Consider the following 19,799-nt stretch of genomic DNA (forward strand, 5'->3'; position numbering starts at 1 on the left):
GCTAGACCTTGTCGACGATCCCCGCCCTTCCCTCGGCACGGGCGCAGTGGGCGCCGCAGTACCAGTGGCCCTCGACCTCGACGCCCTGCCCGATGATCTGCACCCGGCAGTGCTCGCAGATGGGGGCCATCCGGTGGATCGCGCAGGAGAAGCAGTCGAAGACGTGCACCGCTCCCTGGGCGTGGACCTCGAAGGTCATTCCGTAGTTGTTGCCGCAGACTTCGCATGTCGCCATGCGCCACAGGGTGGGCCGTCGCCGCGGCGCGGGCGAGCGGGCGGCGGGCGAGTCGCCCGGAATCACCCGTCCGTACGGCGCGCCCGCCGCCCGCGTTCGCATCGGGGTACTGCCCGCGCACGCATCGGGGCGCCGCCCGTCCACGCGCACGGGCGGCGCCTACGCAACCGCTCGCCCGTGCGTCTACGCAACCGCTCGCCCCCGCAGCCGCGCGTCCGTACGCCCCGCAGCCACGCACGTAGACGCCCGTGCCCGCGCTCCCGCCGTGCTCCGCCCGCGGACCGCGCTCAGCCGTCCGCGGGCTCGACGTCCCCGAGCAGCTGCCCGAACGCCGCCTCGTCCACCACCGGCGTGCCGTACTGGCGGGCCTTGACCGCCTTGGACGTGCCCGAGTCCGGGTCGTTGGTGACCAGCAGGCTGGTCAGCCGGGACAGGCTGGTGGCGACGTGCAGTCCGGCCTCGGTCGCGCGGTCCTCCAGCAGGTCGCGCTCGACGGAGGTGTCACCCGAGAAGGCGACCCGCATGCCCTGCTTGAGGCGTTTGCCCTCTTCGTAACGGCCCGGGTTGGGATAGGGGCATGCGGGCCTTTTGCGGGAGGGGCGCCAACCGGTCTGCCGGTAGCCGCCGTAGCCGGCCTGCGGGCCGATCCTGGGGGCGGGCCGGTCCGACCACTCGGTCAGCGGCCGGCACTCGTGCAGCGGCAGCCGCACGCCGCCCGCCGCCGCCGCGAGCAGGCTCGGCCGGAACGCCTCCGCCAGCACCCGCGCGTCGTCCAGCGCGTGGTGCGCCCGCTGCTGCACGACGCCGAAGTGGGCGGCCAGCGACTCCAGCTTGTGGTTGGGCAGCGGCAGTTCCAGCGCCTTGGCGAGCGCGATGGTGCACAGCCGTTGACGCACGGGCGCCTCGCGCCGCGCACGCGCGTACTCGCGGGCGATCATCTGCCAGTCGAAGACCGCGTTGTGCGCGACGAGCACCCGCCCGTCGAGCCGGGCCGCGAACTCCTCGGCGACGTCCGGGAAGAGCGGCGCTCCCCGGAGCGCCTCGCTCGTCAGGCCGTGTATCCACACCGGGCCCGGGTCGCGCTGGGGATCGACCAGTGTGTACCAGTGGTCCTCGACCTCACCGCGGGCGTCCAGTCGGTAGACGGCCGCGGAGATGATGCGGTCGTCGCGGGCCAGGCCGGTGGTCTCCACGTCAACGACCGCGTACCCCTGCGGATACGCGGCCGGCCACACCGTGGCGGACGACGCTGCGGTCGTGCGGTCTTCGAGCATGGTTCACGAGGATACGGCCCGCGACTGACACTCCGGTCCCGCAGGTGCCCCGCGGCGCCCGGCGAAACGATCCCTCCGTCAACTTCCCGCCCCCGGTCCCGGGTTGTGGCAGCAGCGCGGGAAGGGGGCGGTCCGGGGCGCCGGCGCGGGGCCCGCGGCGTGCCCGGTGCGGTCCTGTCCACCGTGACGGAGCGCACGCGCGGCGAGGCCCGGGAGGCCGGTCCGCGCACTCGGTCACGGGCGCCGGCTCACCACCGGATCGGCACCGGAAGGGCGGTCAGGAGCCCCGACACCGCGACCACCGCACCCAGGGCGACGACCTCCGCGCGCGCGGGGGAGCAGGCGTCCAGCGGGTCGGGTGCGCGGCGCAGCCGGATCCTGGCCCACAGGGCGAGGGCGGCGACGGCGGCCACGAGGATCACCTTGGCGAGCAGGACCCGTCCGTACGCCGTGTCCGTCAGCTGGTCCGCCAGCGTGCCCGGTGGCATGCGGCGCAGCGAACTGCACACCCCCGTCGCCGTGATGGCCGCGAGCAGGACGGCCGCCACGCGCGCGTAGAGCCCCAGCAGGGCCGCCCCCGTCCCGGCGTCCCCCCGGCTCCGCAGCATCCGCAGCGCGTACAGCAGACCGCCCACCCACAGCGACGCGCACGTCAGATGGACGAGGGTCAGGCCCGAGCCGATCAGCGGGCTGTACTCGGTCGGCGGGTGCGCGCGCAGCGCCTCCGCGACGATCACCGCGGCCGGCGGCCAGACCTGGAGGCCCGGCCGGCGCGAGCCGGCGCAGAAGCCGGCCGCGAGGAAGGCGTTGACCTCCAGGAGCGCGAGTCTGCCCTCACGGGACTCGTAGAGGCCGCCGACGTCGATGTCCGCGACGCCGGCCGGCACCAGGTTTCCGGTGGCCACCACCGACGCCAGCCCCAGCGCGGCGACGAAGCCGACGGCGGCGGCGTGCGGCGACCAACTGCGGGGCCGCTCCGGGGGAGTGCCGGGAAGCGCACGGGCCAGCCGGTTCACGAACAGCTCGCCGACCGGAACGCTCAGCGCGGCGAAGAGCACCGTGCGCAGCAGGGCGATACCGCCGGCGCCGGGTGCCTCCGCCTCCCCGGTGCCGTGCAGGGCGGGAGCGGGACCGAGGAGGGGTATCAACGCGGCCAGCACCACCAGCACCAGCACGGCCGCGGCACGGCCGGTGCCGGAAGGCTGCGCGTGCCGTCCGGCACCGGCGGCCCGGGACGGGGCTCTCATCAAGGTCACCTCGGGATCTTCACCAGCTCCTCCGGATCCGGGCACGTTCCGGAGAACGGCCGGCGGCCCGGCATGGCGTACAAGAGGACGTCCTCGGCCGCCGTACGGTTCGGCGGCCGGCCGGCGGGAGGGCGAGCGACGCGTCACGTCCAGCGCGCGGTGTCCGCGCCCCAGGGCCCCGGCGGGCGCGCCCAGTCGGCGGGCCCGCCCGCGAAGGACACCGGCGGCAGGGCGTACCGCAGCCGTCCCAGCGGGCTGTCCCGCTCGGCGAGCCAGGGCTCCGGGCCCGGGCCCGCCGCCGCGCCCGCCCGGCCCGCATCGTCGCTCCCGCAGGGCCGGCCGGTGCCGTGCGCCTGTGCGGACCCGTCCCCGCCGTCCGGCCGGAGCCCGCCCGTCAGCCAGGCCGCGGTCCGTGCCAGCGCCACCCGGACGTACCGGCTGCCGCCCTCGTACGTCTGCTCGGTCAGCGCCCGCAGCACCCCGGCGGCCAGCAGGTAGCCGCTGCCGTGGTCGAGGGCCTGCGCGGGCAGCGCGCCCGGCCGCCCGGCCGTCCCCTCGACGGCGGCGATCCCGGTGGCCACCTGCACCAGGCTGTCGAAGCCGCGCCGCCCGGCCCACGGCCCGTACGCGCCCCACGCCGACAACTGCGCCACGACCAGCCCCGGCCTGCGCGCCGCCAGCTCCTCGGGGGAGAGCCCGAACCGGTCCAGCGCGCCCGGCCGGTACCCGGTGACGACCACGTCGGCCGCACCGAGCAACTCCTCGAACGCCTCCCGGTCCACGGTCAGGTCCAGCGTCGCGGACCGCTTGCCGAAGCCCGTGTCGGCATGCTGGTCCGGCAGTTCCGGCAACCCCGGCGGATCCACGCGCAGTACGTCGGCGCCGAGCAGGGCCAGCGTGCGCGTGGCGACCGGCCCCGCGATGACGCGGGTCAGATCCAGGACGCGCAGCCCGGCGGCGGGCAGCAGGGGCGACGAGGAGGACGCGGGGAGCGACGAGGTGAACCCACGCGCGCGTGACGCGTCCAGCCGCCCCCGCTCGGCCAACGGCCGCCCGGCCACCGCCGCCCCCTGCGCGGACGCCGCCCACTGACCGGGCGTGCGCAGCGCGACGGCCAGCCCGCCGGCCGCGTACACGGTCTCCTCGACCTCCAGGGCGGACCGCCCGGCCAGCACCGACTCCACCGCACCCACGTCCGCGGGCGTGTCCAGCGCCGCCAGCAGCCGCGCCCGGTGGTGCGGGTAGTTGGCGTGGGTGCGCACCCACCCGTCGGCCGTCCGCCACAGCCGGGACAACGGCGCGAACGTCACCGGCTCGCGCCCGCCCACCCGCAGGTGCCGCTCACTGGTGAAGGCCGCGGCGACGGCCCCGTCGTCCACCCGCACCCCGGGCATCTTGGCCGGCCCCGCCCGCCGCGCCGCCAGTTCGGCCGCGGCCAGCGCACACGCGCCGACACACGCCCGCGCCAGGTCCCGCACCGGAAGCCGCGCGCCGAGCACCTCGCGGCGCCCGCCCCCCGACACCGCGGACACCAGGGCGGGATCACCCCCCAGCGCGGACCACACGTGCGCGATGCCTGCCGTGTTCGCCCCGCCCGTCACGTCTGTTACGTCTGTCATGACCGCCAAATCTGCCATGCCCGCCGCGTCTCCCCCTGCCCGCCGCATCTCCCGCGGCCGGGCAGTGCGGCACCGGTCCCGCGCCCCGCACGCGTGAAGCGGGCCGGTCGGCTGCCCCGGCCCGCTTCACGCGCGTGTGGTCACCGCTCAGGAAACGGTCACCAGGTGACCGCGTCCAGCGCGTCGGTCATGCCCCAGCCGTAGAAGCCGTTGCGGTTCTTCGAGCCCTCGCACACCGCGTCGGCCTTGCCGTCGCCGTCGATGTCGTACGGCTTGGTGCACGGCGTGGCGTCGGCCTGGGCGTACAGCAGGGCCTTGACCATGGCCGGGGAGGCGTACGGGTGCGTCGACTTGATCAGGGCGGCGACGCCCGCGACGTGCGGGGACGCCATCGACGTACCGGCCATGTAGCCCCACTTGCCGCCGGGCAGCGTGCCGAGGATCAGACCGCTGGTCGCGGGCGGTTCCGGCGTCTGGTAGGCCGTCGAGTCGCCGCCGGGCGCGGCGATGTCGATGACACCCAGCCCGTGGTTGGAGAAGGACGACTTGAGGCCCTTCGCGCCGGTCGAGGCCACCGTGACGACGCCGGGCAGCTGCGTCGGGATGTCGAGGCACTCCGACGGGTCGACCACCCGGTCGCCGGGCGTCGTGTCGTTCGGCGAGGACGGGTCGGTGATCTCGTCGGAGGAGAGGTCGTAGTTCTCGTTGCCCGCCGCGGCGACGTTGACCGCGCCCTTCTTCTCCGCGTACTTCGACGCCCGGGTGACGGCCTCGACGAGCGCCTTCTGGTCCGGGTCGTTCTTGCAGTTGAAGTACCACGGGTCGGTGTAATAGCTGTTGTTGGTCACGTCGACGCCGTGCTCGGCCGCCCACACGAAGCCGCAGACCACTGCCTCGGTGTAGAAGAAGCCGTCCGGGTTGGACACCTTGATGCCGGAGACCTTCACCCCGGGCGCCACGCCGGTCATGCCGACGCCGTTCTTGGCGGCGGCGATCTCGCCGGCCACGTGGGTGCCGTGCGGGCTCTCCGCCGCGCTCGGCCGCCAGGCCCCGTCGCTGGTGTCCGGCTTGCCGGAGACGCAGTTGACGGAGGCGGCCCGGTCGAAGTTCGGGGCGATGTCCGGGTGGGTGTCGTCCACGCCGGTGTCGATCACCGCGACGGTGACCTTCTTGCTGCCCAGCGACTTCTCGTGCGCCTTGTCCGCCTTGATGGCGGGCAGGTCCCACTGGAGGGACTCCAGCGGGTCCTGGCCCTCGGCGGCCTCGGCGGCGGCGACCTCCCGGCCGCTGAGCACCTTCGGGGTGCCCACGTCGGTCGTGGCGGCCGAGGGCAGCGGCGCGGTGCGGGTGGCACCGGCCGACTGCACGCCGCGCGCCTTGCGGACGGTCTTGGCGAAGTCCGGGTTCGCGGAGTGGACGACGACCACGCCGATCCGGTCGTACGACGTCACGATCGTGCCGCCGGCCTTGGCTATCGCCCGCTTCACGTGCGCCGAGGGACCGTGCCCGGGGCGGACGTTGACGACGTAGCTCAGTGAGGACGACGCCTCGGCCGTGGCCGCGGGAGCGGCCTCGGCGGCGGTGGCCGGGACGCCGGGCAGGACGGCGAGGGACGCGGCCACGGCCAGGCCGGCCGGGATCACGAGGGCGCGACGGTGACGCGGGTGGTGCGCTGTCATGTGCGATGTCTCCAGTTTCGTTCCGGGAGGGGCTGGGAAGCTGTGGAGGCCGGTCACCTCACCGCGCGCAGCGCGTTCACGATGCCGAAGCCGTAGAAGCCGTTGACCCGCGCGCCGCCCTCGCAGGTGGCGTCCTGGGCGCCGTCGCCGTCCTGGTCGTAGGAGGCCGGGCAGCCCGGGTTGTCCGCCTGGGCCTTCAGCAGTGCCTGAAGCATCGCCGGGGAGGCGTGCCGGTGCTTCGACTTCAGCAGCGCGGCGACGCCCGCGGCGTGCGGCGCGGCCATCGAGGTGCCCTGGAGCCAGGCGTACTCGTTGTCGGGCATGGTCGACAGGATGCGGCCGTTCTTCGACGGCGTGTCCGGGATCTGGTAGCGCGCGTCACCGCCCGGCGCCGCGACGTCGACGACGCCCTTGCCGTACGAGGAGTAGTAGGACTTCTCCTCGTCGACGCCCGTCGCGCTGACGGTGACGATGCCCGGGAGCTGGGTCGGCAGGTCGAAACACTCGTGCGGGTCGACGGTCCGCGTCACCGGCGTGGAGTCGTCGGGGCTGGAGTCGTCGACGATCGCGTCGGAGTCCAGGTCGTGGTTGGAGTTGCCCGCGGAGGCCAGGTGCAGGGTGCCCTTGCGCTGCGCGTAGAGCTGGGCCCGGTTGACCGCGTCGACGATCGCGCGCTGGTCCGGGTCGTCCATGCAGTTGTACAGCCAGGGGTCCACGTAGTAGCTGTTGTTGGTGATCTCCACGCCGTGGTCGGCGGCGAACACGAACGCGCACACGACGTTCTCGGGGTAGAAGAGCCCGTTGTCCGGGTCGCTCACCTTGATGCTCGACACCTTCACGCCCGGCGCGACACCGGCGACGCCGACGCCGTTGCGGGCGGCGGCTATCTCACCGGCCACGTGGGTGCCGTGGTAGTCGTCGGCGGTGTACGGCCGCCAGGCGCCCTCGCTGGTGTCCGCCTTGCCGCCGACGCAGTTGGCGGACTGGGCGGCGGAGAAGTTCGGGGCGAGGTCGGGGTGGGTGTCGTCCACGCCGGTGTCGATGACGGCGACGGTGACCCGGGAGCTGCCGGGGTTGATCTTCGCGGCCTTGTCGGCGCCTATCGCGCGCAGGTCCCACTGGTCCGCTTCCAGCGGCTCGCCGGCCCCCGCGGCCTCGGACGCCCGGGCGGTCCTCGCGGCCTGCTCGGCGGAGAGCATCTCGGCGGCGCCCTGGTCGGTGGTGCCGGCGGCGGTCAGCGGCGCGGTGCGGGTCGCGCCCGCCGACTGGACCCCGCGCGCCTTGCGGACGGTCGTGGCGAAGTCCGGGTTGGCGGAGTGGACGACGATCACGCCGATCTTCTCGTACGTGGTGACGACGCTCCCGCCGGCCTCGGCTATCGCACGCTTCACCGACGCGAGCGTGCGGTGGTCCGTCCTCGTGTTCACGACGTAGGCCAGGCGGGGCGCGTCCGAGGCGCGGTCGGCCCGCGCCGTCTCGGCGGCGGACCCGGCCGGGGCGGCCGAAGCGGCCGCCGGCAGGAAACCGAGCGACGCGGTGAGCGACAGCACGACCGGTACGGCGAGAGCGAGCCGCCGTCTGGAACGCGGCGCCCGCGCGGTGGGCGACGTAGACAGATGAACCATGGGGTCTCCACATCATCCGGAAACGAAACCGGCCCGACGCACAGGTGGTGCTCGGGCAGGTACATGACGGAGTGGTGCAGGGCGAAGCTATCCCCCGCACCCGCTGGCCAGCAATGACCCACCGCAGGTGACTTCGGAAAGTGCCCCGCGTGTTGAACCGGTCCCCGTGGGGCGCCGTGTCGTTGGGCAGGGAGCCCGAGCACGTCCGGGCCCCCGCCGGAACACCTACTTCCAAGCCGTCACGTCCGTCGTACGAGGAGACTCCGTGGCCACCGACGCACCGCCCCCCTCGAAAGAGGAACGCCCACTTCCCTCCGCCGAGGAGTTCTCCGAAGTGCAGCAGAGCGCTGAGTTCGCCGAACTGCGCCGCTCCTTCCGCTCCTTCGCCTTCCCGCTGACGATCGCCTTCGTGGCCTGGTACCTGCTGTACGTGCTGCTGTCGAACTACGCCGGCGGCTTCATGGGCACCAAGCTGTTCGGCAACATCAACGTCGCCTTCGTCTTCGGCATCGCCCAGTTCGTCACCACGTTCCTCATCGCCTGGTGGTACTCGCGGTACGCCGCCGCGAAGCTCGACCCCAAGGCCGAGGCCATCAAGTCCCGGATGGAGGGCGGCGCATGAGCACCGCACAGACCGTTCTCGCCGCCCAGCTCGCCGCCAACGAGGCCAGCGAGCACCGCCCGCTGATCATCACCCTCTTCGCGGTCTTCGTCCTCGCGACGCTCGGCATCACCGTCTGGGCGGGCCGCCAGACCAAGGACGCCGCCGACTTCTACGCGGGCGGCCGCCAGTTCAGCGCCTTCCAGAACGGCCTCGCCGTCTCCGGCGACTACATGTCGGCCGCCTCCTTCCTCGGCATCGCCGGCGCCATCGCCCTCTTCGGCTACGACGGCTTCCTGTACTCCATCGGCTTCCTGGTGGCCTGGCTGGTCGCCCTGCTGCTGGTGGCCGAGCCGCTCAGGAACTCCGGCCGCTACACCATGGGCGACGTGCTCGCGTACCGCATGCGCCAGCGCCCCGTGCGCACCGCCGCCGGAACCTCCACGATCGTCGTGTCGATCTTCTACCTGCTGGCGCAGATGGCGGGCGCGGGCATCCTCGTCTCGTTGCTCCTCGGCATCACCTCCGACGCCGGCAAGATCCTCATCGTCGCCCTCGTCGGCCTCCTGATGATCGTCTACGTCTCCATCGGCGGCATGAAGGGCACCACCTGGGTCCAGATGGTCAAGGCCGTGCTGCTGATCGGCGGCACCGTCCTGATCACCTTCCTGGTACTGCTGAAGTTCGACTTCAACATCTCCGACCTGCTGGGTACCGCCGCCGAGAACAGCGGCAAGGGGGCCGCCTTCCTGGAGCCGGGCCTCCAGTACGGCGCCACCGGCACCACCAAGCTGGACTTCATCTCCCTGGGCATCGCCCTGGTGCTCGGCACGGCCGGCCTGCCGCACATCCTGATCCGCTTCTACACCGTGCCCAACGCCAAGGCCGCCCGTAAGTCCGTGAACTGGGCGATCGGCATCATCGGCGCCTTCTACCTGATGACCATCGCGCTCGGCTTCGGCGCCGCCGCGCTCGTCGGGCAGAAGGAGATCATCGAGTCCAACCCGTCCGGCAACACGGCCGCGCCCCTGCTCGCCCTGCACGTGGGCGGCGTCGACTCGGCCTGGGGCGCGATCCTGCTCGCCACGATCTCGGCGGTGGCCTTCGCGACCATCCTCGCCGTGGTCGCCGGCCTCACCCTCGCCTCGTCCTCGTCCTTCGCGCACGACATCTACGCCAACGTCATCCGCAAGGGCCAGGCCACCGAGAAGGAGGAGATGCGGGCGGCCCGCTGGGCGACCGTCCTCATCGGCGTCGTCTCCATCGCGCTCGGCGCCCTCGCCCGCGACCTGAACGTGGCCGGCCTGGTGGCCCTGGCCTTCGCGGTCGCCGCCTCCGCCAACCTGCCGACCATCCTCTACAGCCTCTTCTGGAAGCGGTTCACCACCCAGGGCGCCCTGTGGTCGATCTACGGCGGCCTGATCGTCGCCGTCGGCCTGGTGCTGTTCTCGCCCGTGGTGTCCGGTGACCCGAAGGCGATGTTCCCCGACGTGGACTTCGCCTGGTTCCCGCTGAAGAACCCGGGCATCATCTCCATTCCGTTCGGCTTCCTCATGGGCTGGCTCGGCACGGTCCTGTCCAAGGAGAAGCCCGACGAGGCGAAGTACGCCGAGCTGGAGGTCCGGTCCCTGACCGGCACCGGAGCGCACTGAGCCGCGGACCGGGCACCCCGGGGCGCGGCCGCTCGTAGATCCCTACGACGCGGCCGCGTCCCACGTCGTGGGATCGGGCCGCTGTCGATGTCGGACCCGTCACGTAGGCTCGCAGGTGTCGGAGGAGAGAAGTGCTCCGCCGATCCGCGTCGAGGGAGGGGGCCCACGTGCTCATCGACACCTACGGCCGAGTGGCCACCGACCTGAGGGTCTCGCTGACCGACCGCTGCAACCTGCGCTGCACCTACTGCATGCCCGAAGAGGGCCTCCAGTGGCTGGCCAAGCCCGACCTGCTCACGGACGACGAGATCGTCCGTCTCATCGACATCGCGGCCACCTCCCTCGGCATCGAGGAGGTCCGCTTCACCGGCGGGGAGCCCCTGCTGCGCCCCGGCCTGACCGGCATCGTCGAGCGCGTCGCCGCCCTCGACGCGCGCCCCCGGATGTCCCTCACGACCAACGGCATCGGCCTCAGGCGCACCGCGCCCGCCCTGAAGGCCGCGGGCCTGGACCGGGTCAACGTCTCGCTGGACACCCTGCGTCCGGACGTCTTCAAGACCCTCACCCGCCGGGACCGCCACCAGGACGTCCTGGAGGGGCTCGAGGCCGCCCGCGAGGCCGGGCTGACCCCGGTGAAGGTGAACACGGTCCTGATGCCGGGCCTCAACGCCGACGAGGCCCCCGACCTGCTGGCCTGGGCCGTCGAGCACGACTACGAACTGCGCTTCATCGAGCAGATGCCCCTGGACGCCCAGCACGGCTGGAAGCGCGAGGGCATGGTCACCGCCGGTGACATCCTGGCCTCCCTGCGCACCCGCTTCGAGCTGACCGCCGAGGGCTCCGAGGAGCGCGGCTCGGCCCCCGCCGAGCGCTGGCTCGTGGACGGCGGCCCGCACCGCGTCGGCGTCATCGCCTCCGTCACCCGCCCGTTCTGCTCGGCCTGCGACCGCACCCGCCTGACCGCCGACGGGCAGGTGCGCACCTGTCTCTTCGCCCGCGAGGAGACCGACCTGCGCGCGGCCCTGCGCTCCGACGCCCCCGACGAGGAGATCGCCCGGATCTGGCGCCTGGCCATGTGGGGCAAGAAGGCCGGCGCCGGCCTCGACGACCCCGCCTTCGTCCAGCCCGACCGGCCCATGTCGGCGATCGGGGGCTAGAGCAGGCCCTAGGAGTCCGCGGCGGCTTCCCACTCGGCCAGCGGGACCACGTCCTTCAGGAAGCCGCGCACCCCGAGGAACTGGGACAGGTGCTCCCGGTGCTCGTCGCAGGCGATCCACGTCTTGCGCCGCTCGGGCGTGTGGAGCTTCGGGTTGTTCCACGCCAGCACCCACACGGCGGCGGTGCGGCAGCCCTTGGCGGAGCAGATCGGGGTGGTCTCGTCACTCACAGGTTCGTCTCACAGGTCCACGCAAAAGGCGACGCCGGGCAGCCACGGGGGGAGCTGCCCGGCGTCGGTCCGTCGCTCCGACGGGGGATGCGGAGCGCACACGAAGTATGTCACGGGTCGCCCGCGGCCCGGCACCGGAACCACATGATTCATCTGAGCGCTTCTTGAGCCTGGCGCGGAATCGACGCCCGCGCCCGCGGTCGCCCCGCCCTCAGGACCGGGCGCGCGACTCACCGGCCGCCCCTGGCGCCGGATCGGACAGGGCCTCCTCCGGGACGGATTCCGCGGACCCGTCGTCGGCGCGCGGCGGCATGATCATCGGCGGCGTCGGCACCGTCACGAAGGTCGAGGGCAACGATGGCGCGTTCTCGCGCCCGGCGTTCGCGATCACGACCGCGATGTACGGCAGGACCGCGCCGAGGACCAGGGCCACGATCGCGACGTGCCGCTCCACGTTCCACAGGCAGGCCGCGAGGACCACGGACACCGTGCGGACCGCCATCGAGATGACGTACCGGCGCTGCCGCCCGCGCACGTCCTCCTGGAGACCCGTACGGGCCCCGGTGATCCGGAACACCTCGGTACTGCCGCCGGCACTCTGCTTCCGCATCTCGTTCCACCATCCGCCCGTATCGGACTCTCCCCGCCCCGCTTCCGTCCGCGGCCGCTCGGGGACTTCCGGTCCCGGACGACTTCCCACGGTACGCCGCGCCTGAGCCGCACACGAGACCGGGGCACCTGCGGCCGGCCCCCACGGCCTGCGCCTCACCGTGTAGGGCCGTCCCCCGTTCGGCCGTACCCGGCATGCGCCGATCGCGGTACGACCGAAGACTGGCGGTAATGCTCGCGTTGAGCCGTATGAGGAGGCAGTCATGGGCTGGTTGTGGGCGATCATCGTCGGATTCGTGCTGGGTCTGATCGCCAAGGCGATCATTCCCGGAAAGCAGCACAGCCCTCTGTGGCTGACGACCATCTTCGGCATGCTCGGCGCCATCGCCGGCAACGCGATCGCCCGGGCGGCCGGCGTGGACGCGACCTCCGGCATCGACTGGTGGCGGCACATCTTCCAGCTGGTCGCCGCGATCGTCATCGTCGCCGTCGGCGACGCGATCTACATGGCGGTGCGGGGCAACAAGCGGCGCGAACGGGCCTGACGGCCCGCGCGCCCCGTACGAGCCCGACGGCCGTACGGCGAAGGGGCGGGGCCCGGCAGCCGCACGGCGCCGGACCCCGCCCCTCCCGCGCGGGTCAGGCCCCGGTGAACTCCACCGCGGCCAGGTTCTTCTTGCCGCGGCGCAGCACCAGCCAGCGCCCGTGCAGCAGGTCCTCCTCGGCGGGGACGGCGTCCTCACCGGCGACCTTGACGTTGTTCACGTAGGCGCCGCCCTCCTTCACCGTGCGGCGCGCGGCGGACTTGCTGGCGACCAGGCCGACCCGGGCGAAGAGGTCGACGACCGGTGCCAGCTCGGTGACCCGGACGTGCGGCACCTCGGCCAGGGCCGCGGCCAGCGTCCTGTCGTCCAGCTCCGCTAGCTCGCCCTGACCGAAGAGGGCCTTGGAGGCGGCGATCACGGCGGCCGTCTGGCCGGCGCCGTGCACCAGCGTCGTCAGCTCCTCGGCCAGCGCGCGCTGTGCGGCCCGGGCCTGCGGACGCTCCTCGGTCTGCCGCTCCAGCTCCTCCAGCTCCTCGCGGGTCCGGAAGGACAGGATGCGCAGGTACTGGGAGACGTCCCGGTCGTCCGCGTTCAGCCAGAACTGGTAGAACGCGTACGGCGTGGTCATCTCCGGGTCCAGCCAGACGGCGCCGCCCTCGGTCTTGCCGAACTTGGTGCCGTCCGCCTTCGTCATCAGGGGCGTCGCGTACGCGTGCACGGTGGCGTCCGGCTCCAGCCGGTGCAGCAGGTCCAGGCCGGCCGTGAGGTTGCCCCACTGGTCGCTGCCGCCGCCCTGGAGCGTGCAGCCGTACCTCCGGTAGAGCTGGAGGAAGTCCATGGCCTGCAGCAGCTGGTAGCTGAACTCCGTGTAGCTGATGCCCTCGGAGGACTCCAGGCGCCGGGCGACGGAGTCCTTGGTCAGCATCTTGTTGACCCTGAAGTGCTTGCCGACGTCCCGCAGGAACTCGATCGCGGAGAGCCCCTCGGTCCAGTCGAGGTTGTTGACCATCAGGGCCGCGTTCTCGCCCTCGAAGGACAGGAACGGCTCGATCTGGCCGCGCAGCCGCTCGACCCAGCCCGCGACGGTCTCCGGCGGGTTCAGCGTACGCTCCGCGGTCGGCCGCGGGTCGCCGATCTGACCCGTGGCCCCGCCGACCAGCGCCAGCGGCCGGTGGCCGGCCTGCTGGAGCCGGCGCACGGTGAGCACCTGCACCAGGTGGCCCACGTGCAGGGACGGCGCGGTCGGGTCGAACCCGCAATAGAACGTGACGGGACCGTCCGCGAGCGCCTTGCGCAAAGCATCCTCATCGGTGGACTGGGCGAACAGCCCGCGCCACTTCAGCTCGTCGACGATGTCCGTCACGGTTCTCGTGTCTCCTACGTGCTCATGGTCTTCGGGCAGTCGGACGACGGCCGCCTACGAGGTTATACGCCCTGGCTGACCGAGCTCATACGGAAATCGGGGACGCGCAGGGCGGGCATCGCGGCCCTGGTGAACCAGTCGCCCCACTCCCTGGGCAGCGTCTTCTCCGTGCGCCCGGCCTCCGTGGCCCGGCTCAGCAGGGACACCGGCGACTCGTTGAACCGGAAATTGTTCACCTCGCCGACGACCTCGCCGTTCTCCACGAGGTAGACGCCGTCCCGGGTCAGCCCGGTCAGCAGCAGCGTCGCCGGGTCGACCTCGCGGATGTACCACAGGCAGGTGAGCAGCAGCCCGCGCCCGGTGTCCGCGACCATCTCGTCCAGCGAACGGTCGCCACCGCCGTCCAGGACCAGGTTGCCGATCGCCGGCGCCACCGGAAGTCCGGTCAGCCCGGCGCTGTGCCGGGTGGTCGTCAGCCGGTGCAGCTCGCCCGCGCGGATCCAGTCGGTGGCCCCGGCCGGCAGCCCGTTGTCGAACACCGACTGGTCGCCGCCCGAGGAGTACGCGACCACGAAGGGCGCGCACTCCAGCCCCGGCTCGTGCGGATCGCTGCGCAGGGTCAGCGGCAGCTTCCCGAGCCGCTCGCCGACGCGCGTGCCGCCACCCGGCTTCGAGAACACCGTGCGCCCCTCGACCGCGTCCCGCCCCGAGGCCGACCAGAACTGGTAGATGAGCAGGTCCGCGACCGCGGTCGGCGGCAGCAGCGTCTCGTACCGCCCCGCGGGCAGCTCCACCCGCCGCTCCGCCCACCCCAGCCGCACCGCCAGCTCGGCGTCGAGCGCCGCCGGGTCGACGTCCTCGAAGTCCCGCGTGGAGCGTCCCGCCCACGCCGACCGGGTGCGGTCCGGGGACTTGGCGTTCAGCTCCAGCGTCCCGTTCGGCTGGTCGTGCCGCAGCCGCAGCCCGGTCGACGTACCCACGTACGTCGACGTCAGCTCGTGGTTGGCGAAGCCGTACAGCTCCCGCCCGCCCGCACGCGCGCGGGCGAACGCCTCCCCGAGGGCCGGCGCGAAACCGGTGAACACGGCCGACGAGGTCTCGGCCGGCGGGTCGGTGAAGTCGGGCGAGGCGGGCACGTCCGTGACCAGGGGCTGCGCGTCCTCGGCCGGTCCCGCGCCCCGCGCGGCGGCCTCGGCGGCCCGCACGAGCGGCTCCAGCTCGTCCCCCGTCACCGCAGAGCGGGACACGACCCCGGACGCCGTGCCCTCCCGCCCGTCCACGGTGGCGACGACGGTGAGGGTGCGCCCGCGCGTGACGCCGTTGGTGGTGAGCGCGTTGCCCGCCCAGCGCAGGTTGGCGGTGGACTCCTCGTCGGCGATGACGACGCAGCCGTCCGCCCGGGACAGGTCCAGCGCCCGCTCGACGATCTCGTGCGGCTTGTTCGTACGCGCGCTCATCGTCCCGCCTCCTGGGTGGTGTTGAGGATGTTGACTCCCTTGAAGAGGGCGGACGGACAGCCGTGGGAGACGGCCGCGACCTGTCCCGGCTGGGCCTTGCCGCAGTTGAAGGCACCGCCCAGGACGTACGTCTGCGGGCCGCCGACGGCCGCCATGGACCCCCAGAAGTCGGTGGTCGTCGCCTGGTAGGCCACGTCCCGCAGCTGGCCGGCGAGCCGCCCGTTCTCGATCCGGAAGAACCGCTGCCCGGTGAACTGGAAGTTGTGGCGCTGCATGTCGATCGACCAGGACCGGTCCCCGACGACGTAGATGCCCCGCTCCACGCCCCCGATCAGATCCTCCGTCGACAGCCCCCCGGGGTCCGGCCGCAGCGACACGTTGGCCATGCGCTGCACGGGCACATGGGCGGGGGAGTCGGCGTACGCGCACCCGTTGGACCGTTCGAACCCGGTCAGCCGCGCGATCCGCCGGTCGAGCTGGTAGCCCACCAGCGTGCCGTCCTTCACCAGGTCCCAGGACTGGCCCTCGACGCCCTCGTCGTCGTACCCGACGGTCGCGAGCCCGTGCTCGGCGGTGCGGTCACCGGTGACGTTCATCAGCTCCGAGCCGTAGCGCAGCTTGCCGAGCCGGTCGAAGGTGGCGAAGGAGGTGCCGGCGTAGGCGGCCTCGTAGCCGAGGGCGCGGTCCAGCTCGGTGGCGTGGCCGATGGACTCGTGGATGGTCAGCCACAGGTTCGAGGGATCGACGACCAGGTCGTACACTCCCGCCTCGACGCTCGGCGCCCGCATCTTCTCGGCCAGCAGCTCCGGAATCCCGGCCAGCTCCGCGTCCCAGTCCCAGCCGGTGCCGGTCAGGTACTCCCAGCCGCGCCCGGCGGGCGGCGCCAGCGTGCGCATCGAGTCGAACTCGCCGCTGGAGTCGTCCACCGACACCGCGGTGAGCACCGGATGCAGCCGCACCCGCTGCTGCGTGGTCACGGTCCCGGCGGTGTCGGCGTAGAACTTGTTCTCGTGCACGGTGAGCAGCGAGGCGTCCACGTGGTCGACCCCGTCGGCCGCCAGCAGCCGCGCGCTCCAGTCGGCCAGCAGCGCCGGCTTGTCCGTGTCGGGCACGGTGAAGGGATCGATCTCGTACGACGAGATCCACGTCCGGTCGGCGTGCACGGGCTCGTCGGCCAGCTCCACGCGCTCCTCGGACCCCGCCGCCCTGATCACCCGCGCGGACAGCTGCGCCATCGCCACCGCCTGCGAGGCGACCTTGGCGGCGGCGTCCATGGTGAGGTCCACGCCCGACGCGAAGCCCCAGGTGCCGCCGTGGACCACGCGCACCGCGTATCCGAGGTCGGTGGTGTCGGAGGACCCGGCGGGCCGGGCGTCCCGCAGCCGCCAGGAGGCGTTGCGCACCCGCTCCAGCCGGAAGTCCGCGTGGTCGGCGCCGAGCGCCCGCGCGCGGGCGAGGGCGGCGTCGGCGAGGGCGCGCAGGGGGAGTGCCGTGAAGGCTTCGTCGATGCTATGAGGCACCTGTTGTCTCTTTCTGTCGAGGTGACCGGTCGTCCGCCGCGACACCGGGGACTGCGCCGCATCATGTCGCGTCGGGCGGGACGGGGACCACACCTTTCGCGCCGGGCCGGACACACGCCGACCGCGCCTCTTCTGTAGGGACCCGACAGTCAGCCCCGTGAGCCACTGTGGGTGCCCGATTCTCTGCGAACGGGTACGGACCGATAGGTTTTCGAGCAAGCCGCCTGTCATCGCCGCCCGTCCTCCGGGTGTTCGGGCGGGTACCACACCGCAAATCGAAAGGGTGATCCGTTGAGCCGCTCGGTTCTCGTCACCGGAGGCAACCGGGGCATCGGCCTCGCCATCGCCCGCGCCTTCGCCGACGCCGGCGACAAGGTCGCGATCACGTACCGCTCGGGTGAGCCGCCCGCGGCCCTGACGGATCTGGGCTGCCTGGCCGTCAAGTGCGACATCACCGACAGCGAGCGGGTGGAGCAGGCCTACAAGGAGATCGAGGACGCGCACGGTCCCGTCGAGGTCCTGGTCGCCAACGCCGGCGTCACCAAGGACCAGCTCCTGATGCGCATGTCCGAGGAGGACTTCACCTCCGTCGTCGACACCAACCTCACCGGCACCTTCCGCGTCGTCAAGCGTGCCAACCGCGGCATGCTGCGCGCCAAGAAGGGCCGTGTCGTGCTGATCTCCTCGGTGGTCGGGCTCCTCGGCTCCGCGGGCCAGGCGAACTACGCCGCGTCCAAGGCGGCGCTGGTCGGTTTCGCGCGCTCCCTCGCCCGTGAGCTGGGGTCGCGCAACATCACCTTCAACGTCGTCGCGCCGGGCTTCGTCGACACCGACATGACCAAGGCGCTCAACGAGGAGCAGCGGTCGGGCATCGTGTCGCAGGTGCCGCTGGGCCGGTACGCGCAGCCGGAGGAGATCGCCGCGACGGTGCGGTTCCTCACCTCGGACGACGCCTCGTACATCACTGGAGCCGTCATCCCCGTTGACGGCGGACTGGGAATGGGTCACTGATCACCATGAGCGGAATCCTCGAAGGCAAGCGCGTCCTGATCACCGGTGTGCTGACGGAGGCCTCCATCGCCTTCCACACCGCCAAGCTGGCCCAGGAGCAGGGCGCCGAGGTCATCCTGACCGCGTTCCCGCGGCCCACGCTGACCGAGCGCATCGCCAAGAAGCTGCCCAGGCCCACCAAGGTCATCGAGCTGGACGTCACCAACGACGAGCACCTGGGACGCCTGGCCGACATCGTCGGCGAGGAGCTGGGCGGCCTCGACGGCGTCGTCCACTCCATCGGCTTCGCGCCGCAGGACGCGCTCGGCGGCAACTTCCTCAACACGCCGTTCGAGTCGGTCGCCACGGCCATGCACGTCTCGGCGTACTCCCTGAAGTCGCTGACCATGGCCTGCCTGCCGCTGATGCAGAACGGCGGCTCGGTCGTCGGTCTCACCTTCGACGCCCAGTTCGCCTGGCCGCAGTACGACTGGATGGGCCCCGCCAAGGCCGCCCTGGAGGCCACCAGCCGCTACATGGCGCGTGACCTGGGCAAGCAGAACGTCCGCTGCAACCTCGTCTCGGCGGGCCCGCTCGGCTCCATGGCCGCCAAGTCCATCCCGGGCTTCGGCGAGCTGGCCTCGGTGTGGGACAGCCGGGCCCCGTTGGAGTGGGACCTGAAGGACCCGGAGCCGGCCGGCCGCGGCGTCGTCGCGCTGCTGAGCGACTGGTTCCCGAAGACCACGGGCGAGATCGTCCACGTCGACGGTGGTCTGCACGCCATCGGCGCCTGACCCGCGCGCCGCCCGGGGCCCGCGTCCCTCCGGGGTGCGGGCCCCGGGCATGTCACCCGTTCGGCTCAGCCGGCCGGGCGGCGGGGCGGGCGGCGGCGCACGCTGGGACACGGGTTCACCACGCGCTTCCCCTCCCCAGTGCGGCCGAGGAGGTCCCTGTGCGTCCACTCCACCGCCTGGCCTCGGTGACCGCCGCCCTCGCCTGCGTGCTGTTCCTGCCGTACGAAGCGACGTCCCACACGCGCGTGCCCGCCGGACAGGCCGGGGACGCGGAGCCGTTCGGGGCCGCGTGCCGGGTCCGCGTGGACCACTCCGACGTCACGGCCCACTGCCACAACCCCTATCCGCGGACCGACCACGTGCGCCTGCACATCGAGTGCGCGCGCTGGTGGGACCTGGACAGCGACGGCCCGGCGGTCCCGGCGGGACCCGCGCAGACCGTCCGCCTGGACGGACGGTGCTGGAAGGACGTCCGGGCGGCCTGGGTCAGCCACGCGCGGGGGAGCTGACCCGGCCCGGACGGCACTGGAACGGGTAACCGGCCGCCTCCGCCGCGGCGGTCCCGGCGTCACCCGCGCGGATCGCGTCGACCAGCCGGGTGTGGTCCATGTGCGTCTCCGGCGTCAGTTCCTCCCCGACGTCCACCCGCAGCCAGTCCCGCATCACCTCGCCCAGGTCCGCGGACAGCGCGGTCATCACGTCGTTGTGCGAGGCGGCCACGACGGCCAGGTGGAAGGTCGCGTCCGCCGTCACGAACGCCTCCGCGTCGCCCGACTTCCAGGCCTCCTCGCGCCGCGCCAGCAGCGCGTCGAGTTGCTGGAGGTCCTTGTCCGTGCGCCGCTCGGCGGCCAGCCGGGCGGCCGCGGACTCCAGCGTCGAACGCAGCTCGGCGATGTGCCGGGGGTCGGCGTCGGCGAAGCGGCGCTGCATCACGCCCGCCAGTTCACTGGTCGCCACGACGTACGTGCCGGAGCCCTGACGGATGTCCAGCAGGCCGTTGTGTGCCAGTGCGCGGACCGCCTCACGGACCGTGTTGCGGGCGACGCCGAGCTGTTCGACCAGCTCGGGCTCCGTCGGGATGCGGGAGCCCACCGGCCACTCACCCGAGGCGATCTGTTGGCGCAGTGCCGCGATGACTTGCTCGGACAGCGCCGAACGGCGCGGATGGCTCAGTGGCATGGCTCACCTTCGCACACGCATGG

The 19,799-nt window shown here is 72.7% G+C and carries 19 protein-coding genes; 7 read left to right on the forward strand and 12 right to left on the reverse strand.

Translation table 11 applies throughout. From position 1 onward, the window contains the following. Window position 1: 1 nt before the first annotated feature. The 6 genes from ACVV2G_RS03585 to ACVV2G_RS03610 form a co-directional block, all read right to left on the reverse strand. Window positions 2-235, reverse strand: coding sequence for a hypothetical protein (locus ACVV2G_RS03585; protein ID WP_071528763.1), 234 nt, complete (start codon window positions 233-235; stop codon window positions 2-4). Window positions 236-522: 287 nt separating this feature from the next. Continuing rightward, window positions 523-1,509, reverse strand: coding sequence for a DEDDh family exonuclease (locus ACVV2G_RS03590; RefSeq protein WP_453841089.1), 987 nt, complete (start codon window positions 1,507-1,509; stop codon window positions 523-525). Between the two features lie 248 nt (window positions 1,510-1,757). After that, the gene (locus ACVV2G_RS03595; protein ID WP_453841091.1) at window positions 1,758-2,756 is read right to left on the reverse strand and encodes a CopD family protein; all 999 of its coding nucleotides are present in this window, start codon (window positions 2,754-2,756) and stop codon (window positions 1,758-1,760) included. A 143-nt stretch (window positions 2,757-2,899) separates the two neighbouring features. Then, window positions 2,900-4,375: a CoA transferase gene (locus tag ACVV2G_RS03600; RefSeq protein WP_453841092.1), complete on the reverse strand. Its 1,476-nt coding sequence runs from the start codon at window positions 4,373-4,375 to the stop codon at window positions 2,900-2,902. 158 nt (window positions 4,376-4,533) lie between these two features. Further along, complete coding sequence (locus ACVV2G_RS03605; protein ID WP_453841093.1) at window positions 4,534-6,054, reverse strand: S8 family peptidase; 1,521 nt, start codon at window positions 6,052-6,054, stop codon at window positions 4,534-4,536. Window positions 6,055-6,107: 53 nt separating this feature from the next. After that, entirely contained in the window at window positions 6,108-7,679 is a 1,572-nt protein-coding gene (locus tag ACVV2G_RS03610; RefSeq protein WP_453841094.1) for a S8 family serine peptidase, read from the reverse strand. 265 nt (window positions 7,680-7,944) lie between these two features. On the opposite strand from ACVV2G_RS03610, the gene ACVV2G_RS03615 reads away from it, so the two are divergent. The 3 genes from ACVV2G_RS03615 to moaA all read left to right on the forward strand — a co-directional run bounded on the left by ACVV2G_RS03615 (window position 7,945) and on the right by moaA (window position 11,089). Next, window positions 7,945-8,301 (forward strand): DUF485 domain-containing protein, encoded by a 357-nt coding sequence (locus tag ACVV2G_RS03615; protein ID WP_375922535.1) that lies wholly within the window; start codon window positions 7,945-7,947, stop codon window positions 8,299-8,301. After that, window positions 8,298-9,932, forward strand: a complete 1,635-nt coding sequence (locus tag ACVV2G_RS03620; protein WP_453841095.1) for a solute symporter family protein — start codon at window positions 8,298-8,300, stop codon at window positions 9,930-9,932. Before ACVV2G_RS03615 ends, ACVV2G_RS03620 begins: the two co-directional genes overlap by 4 nt. Before the next feature lie 167 nt (window positions 9,933-10,099). Continuing rightward, window positions 10,100-11,089 carry a GTP 3',8-cyclase MoaA gene (gene moaA / locus ACVV2G_RS03625; protein WP_453841096.1) on the forward strand — a complete coding sequence of 330 codons (990 nt, stop codon included), beginning with the start codon at window positions 10,100-10,102 and terminating at the stop codon, window positions 11,087-11,089. A gap of 8 nt (window positions 11,090-11,097) precedes the next feature. Here the strand turns inward: moaA and ACVV2G_RS03630 are convergent, their stop codons facing one another. Both ACVV2G_RS03630 and ACVV2G_RS03635 read right to left on the reverse strand, forming a co-directional pair. Further along, window positions 11,098-11,319, reverse strand: coding sequence for a hypothetical protein (locus ACVV2G_RS03630; RefSeq protein ID WP_453841097.1), 222 nt, complete (start codon window positions 11,317-11,319; stop codon window positions 11,098-11,100). 211 nt (window positions 11,320-11,530) lie between these two features. After that, window positions 11,531-11,929 (reverse strand): DUF3099 domain-containing protein, encoded by a 399-nt coding sequence (locus tag ACVV2G_RS03635; protein WP_453841098.1) that lies wholly within the window; start codon window positions 11,927-11,929, stop codon window positions 11,531-11,533. Window positions 11,930-12,191: 262 nt separating this feature from the next. Between ACVV2G_RS03635 and ACVV2G_RS03640 the strand changes: the two genes are divergently transcribed. Next, entirely contained in the window at window positions 12,192-12,473 is a 282-nt protein-coding gene (locus tag ACVV2G_RS03640; RefSeq protein WP_453841099.1) for a GlsB/YeaQ/YmgE family stress response membrane protein, read from the forward strand. Between the two features lie 94 nt (window positions 12,474-12,567). On the opposite strand, the gene tyrS is transcribed toward ACVV2G_RS03640, so the two are convergent. The 3 genes from tyrS to ACVV2G_RS03655 form a co-directional block, all read right to left on the reverse strand. Next, complete coding sequence (gene tyrS / locus ACVV2G_RS03645) at window positions 12,568-13,836, reverse strand: tyrosine--tRNA ligase (protein ID WP_453841100.1); 1,269 nt, start codon at window positions 13,834-13,836, stop codon at window positions 12,568-12,570. Window positions 13,837-13,898: 62 nt separating this feature from the next. Further along, window positions 13,899-15,293 (reverse strand): metallopeptidase TldD-related protein, encoded by a 1,395-nt coding sequence (locus ACVV2G_RS03650; RefSeq protein ID WP_453841101.1) that lies wholly within the window; start codon window positions 15,291-15,293, stop codon window positions 13,899-13,901. After that, window positions 15,290-16,813, reverse strand: coding sequence for a TldD/PmbA family protein (locus ACVV2G_RS03655; protein ID WP_453841102.1), 1,524 nt, complete (start codon window positions 16,811-16,813; stop codon window positions 15,290-15,292). Before ACVV2G_RS03655 ends, ACVV2G_RS03650 begins: the two co-directional genes overlap by 4 nt. Window positions 16,814-17,104: 291 nt before the next feature. On the opposite strand from ACVV2G_RS03655, the gene fabG reads away from it, so the two are divergent. From fabG to ACVV2G_RS03670, 3 genes are all read left to right on the forward strand, one after another. Further along, on the forward strand, window positions 17,105-17,824 hold the full coding sequence (fabG, locus tag ACVV2G_RS03660; RefSeq protein ID WP_453841103.1) for a 3-oxoacyl-[acyl-carrier-protein] reductase: 720 nt from the start codon (window positions 17,105-17,107) through the stop codon (window positions 17,822-17,824). 5 nt (window positions 17,825-17,829) lie between these two features. Then, complete coding sequence (fabI, locus tag ACVV2G_RS03665) at window positions 17,830-18,597, forward strand: enoyl-ACP reductase FabI (protein ID WP_453841104.1); 768 nt, start codon at window positions 17,830-17,832, stop codon at window positions 18,595-18,597. Window positions 18,598-18,755: 158 nt separating this feature from the next. Further along, window positions 18,756-19,106: a hypothetical protein gene (locus ACVV2G_RS03670; protein ID WP_453841105.1), complete on the forward strand. Its 351-nt coding sequence runs from the start codon at window positions 18,756-18,758 to the stop codon at window positions 19,104-19,106. On the opposite strand, the gene ACVV2G_RS03675 is transcribed toward ACVV2G_RS03670, so the two are convergent. After that, window positions 19,084-19,776: a FadR/GntR family transcriptional regulator gene (locus tag ACVV2G_RS03675; protein WP_453841106.1), complete on the reverse strand. Its 693-nt coding sequence runs from the start codon at window positions 19,774-19,776 to the stop codon at window positions 19,084-19,086. The two genes, ACVV2G_RS03670 and ACVV2G_RS03675, sit on opposite strands and share 23 nt — an antisense overlap. Window positions 19,777-19,799: the final 23 nt, after the last annotated feature.

Source organism: Streptomyces sp. JK94 (assembly GCF_053613315.1).